The organism is Stenotrophomonas sp. Steno-Z1, from assembly GCF_056393175.1.
The window spans coordinates 1-3,287 of record NZ_JBWJPB010000016.1 but is presented as its reverse complement, the minus strand read 5'-3'; the positions used below and the strand labels follow the sequence as shown (position 1 = coordinate 3,287).

At 52.8% G+C, this 3,287-nt stretch carries 1 rRNA gene; it reads right to left on the bottom strand.

Annotated features, from left to right (window positions below):
• Positions 1-191: 191 nt before the first annotated feature.
• Positions 192-3,070, bottom strand: a 23S ribosomal RNA gene (locus tag AC06FD_RS20380).
• Between the last annotated feature and the right edge of the window lie 217 nt (positions 3,071-3,287).

The window sequence follows — 3,287 nt, the reverse complement described above, 5'->3', positions numbered from 1 at the left end:
TCCACAGCGCTAATTTCACCAGGGAGGCTTTTGGAGTGTCGCCGCAAGTCGTGTCTTTGCAGGGAGCGGGCACGGAGTGCCGGCTTTACAAAGAGACGCGCCTGAGCGCCTGCCTCTCGTTTGGTCTTGTGACGTAGCGTGCACTTGGGATCTATCGACATGTCATGTCGGCCAAGGCAACTTGAGGTTATATGGTCAAGCCACACGGATCATTAGTATCAGTTAGCTCAATACATTGCTGTACTTACACACCTGACCTATCAACCACATAGTCTATATGGTTCCTTCAGGGGGCTTGTGCCCCGGGAGATCTCATCTTGAGGCGCGCTTCCCGCTTAGATGCTTTCAGCGGTTATCGCTTCCGAACATAGCTACCCGGCAATGCCACTGGCGTGACAACCGGAACACCAGAGGTTCGTCCACTCCGGTCCTCTCGTACTAGGAGCAGCCCCTCTCAAATCTCCAACGCCCATGGCAGATAGGGACCGAACTGTCTCACGACGTTCTGAACCCAGCTCGCGTACCACTTTAAATGGCGAACAGCCATACCCTTGGGACCGACTACAGCCCCAGGATGTGATGAGCCGACATCGAGGTGCCAAACACCGCCGTCGATATGAACTCTTGGGCGGTATCAGCCTGTTATCCCCGGAGTACCTTTTATCCGTTGAGCGATGGCCCTTCCATACAGAACCACCGGATCACTAAGTCCTAGTTTCCTACCTGCTTGATCCGTCGATCTTGCAGTCAAGCACGCTTATGCCTTTGCACACAGTGCGCGATGTCCGACCGCGCTGAGCGTACCTTCGAGCTCCTCCGTTACTCTTTAGGAGGAGACCGCCCCAGTCAAACTACCCACCATACACGGTCCCCGATCCAGATTATGGACCCAGGTTAGAACGTCAAGCACGACAGGGTGGTATTTCAAGGATGGCTCCACCACAGCTAGCGCCATGGTTTCATAGCCTCCCACCTATCCTACACAGACGAACTCAACGTTCAGTGTAAAGCTATAGTAAAGGTTCACGGGGTCTTTCCGTCTTGCCACGGGAACGCTGCATCTTCACAGCGATTTCAATTTCACTGAGTCTCGGGTGGAGACAGCGCCGCTGTCGTTACGCCATTCGTGCAGGTCGGAACTTACCCGACAAGGAATTTCGCTACCTTAGGACCGTTATAGTTACGGCCGCCGTTTACTGGGGCTTCGATCAAGAGCTTCGCCTTGCGGCTGACCCCATCAATTAACCTTCCAGCACCGGGCAGGCGTCACACCCTATACGTCCACTTTCGTGTTTGCAGAGTGCTGTGTTTTTGATAAACAGTCGCAGCGGCCTGGTTACTGCGGCCCTCTTCAGCTATAGCTCGCATGAGCCACCAAAAAGGGCGCACCTTCTCCCGAAGTTACGGTGCCATGTTGCCTAGTTCCTTCACCCGAGTTCTCTCAAGCGCCTGAGAATTCTCATCCTACCCACCTGTGTCGGTTTACGGTACGGTCTGCGTAAGCTGAAGCTTAGGAGCTTTTCCTGGAAGCGTGGTATCAGTGACTTTGTCTTAAAGACTCGTCTCGGTGCTCGGTCTTAAAGGATCCCGGATTTGCCAAAGATCCAAACCTACCGCCTTTCCCCCGGACAACCAACGCCGGGTACACCTAACCTTCTCCGTCCCTCCATCGCACTTACGCGAGGTGCAGGAATATTAACCTGCTTCCCATCGACTACGACTTTCGTCCTCGCCTTAGGGGCCGACTCACCCTGCGCCGATTAACGTTGCGCAAGGAAACCTTGGGCTTTCGGCGTGCGGGTTTTTCACCCGCATTATCGTTACTCATGTCAGCATTCGCACTTCCGATACCTCCAGCAGACTTCTCAATCCACCTTCAACGGCTTACGGAACGCTCCTCTACCGCGTACATATAAATATGCACACCCCAAGCTTCGGTTCACTGCTTAGCCCCGTTAAATCTTCCCCGCAGACCGACTCGACCAGTGAGCTATTACGCTTTCTTTAAAGGGTGGCTGCTTCTAAGCCAACCTCCTGGCTGTCTGTGCCTTTCCACATGGTTTTCCACTTAGCAGTGAATTTGGGACCTTAGCTGTGGGTCTGGGTTGTTTCCCTTTTCACGACGGACGTTAGCACCCGCCGTGTGTCTCCCATACAGTCCGTCTCGGTATTCGGAGTTTGCAATGGTTTGGTAAGTCGCGATGACCCCCTAGCCATAACAGTGCTCTACCCCCGAGAGGATACATATGAGGCGCTACCTAAATAGCTTTCGAGGAGAACCAGCTATCTCCGGGTTCGATTAGCTTTTCACTCCTAATCACAGCTCATCCCCGTCTTTTGCAACAGACGTGGGTTCGGGCCTCCAGTACCTGTTACGGCACCTTCACCCTGGCCATGACTAGATCACCCGGTTTCGGGTCTACTGCCCGCGACTATGCGCCCTTATCAGACTCGGTTTCCCTTCGCCTCCCCTATACGGTTAAGCTTGCCACGAACAGTAAGTCGCTGACCCATTATACAAAAGGTACGCAGTCACTCTTTCGAGCTCCTACTGCTTGTACGCACACGGTTTCAGGATCTATTTCACTCCCCTCTCCGGGGTTCTTTTCGCCTTTCCCTCACGGTACTGGTTCACTATCGGTCGGTCAGTAGTATTTAGCCTTGGAGGATGGTCCCCCCATGTTCAGACAGGGTTTCACGTGCCCCGCCCTACTCGTCTTCACTGGAGTGGCCCTTTTAAATACAGGGCTATCACCTTCTATGGCCAGCCGTTCCAGGCTGTTTTTCTAGAACCATTCCAGCTTAAGGGCTAGTCCCCGTTCGCTCGTCGCTACTCAGGGAATCTCGGTTGATTTCTTTTCCTCTGGTTACTTAGATATTTCAGTTCACCAGGTTCGCTTCCAGCAGCTATGTATTCACTGCAGGATACCCGCAAGCGGGTGGGTTTCCCCATTCGGACATTACCGGATCAAAGCTTGTTGCCAGCTCCCCGATACTTTTCGCAGGCTGCCACGTCCTTCATCGCCTCTGACCGCCAAGGCATCCACCGTGTGCGCTTATTCGCTTGACCATATAACCGCAAGTTGCCTTGGGTTACATATATGACCTGGGGGTACAAAGCCCAGATACGAAATATAACGACTCAATTAATAAGAAGACATTTAAGTCTTCCGCCTTAGCCTCACGACACGTCAAGATAGAATCTCAAACGCTCGCTACGTCACAAGTTTTAAAAGAACACGTACCGGCCACAATGCCGATGCGTAATAAATTCTTTGTATGCGCTA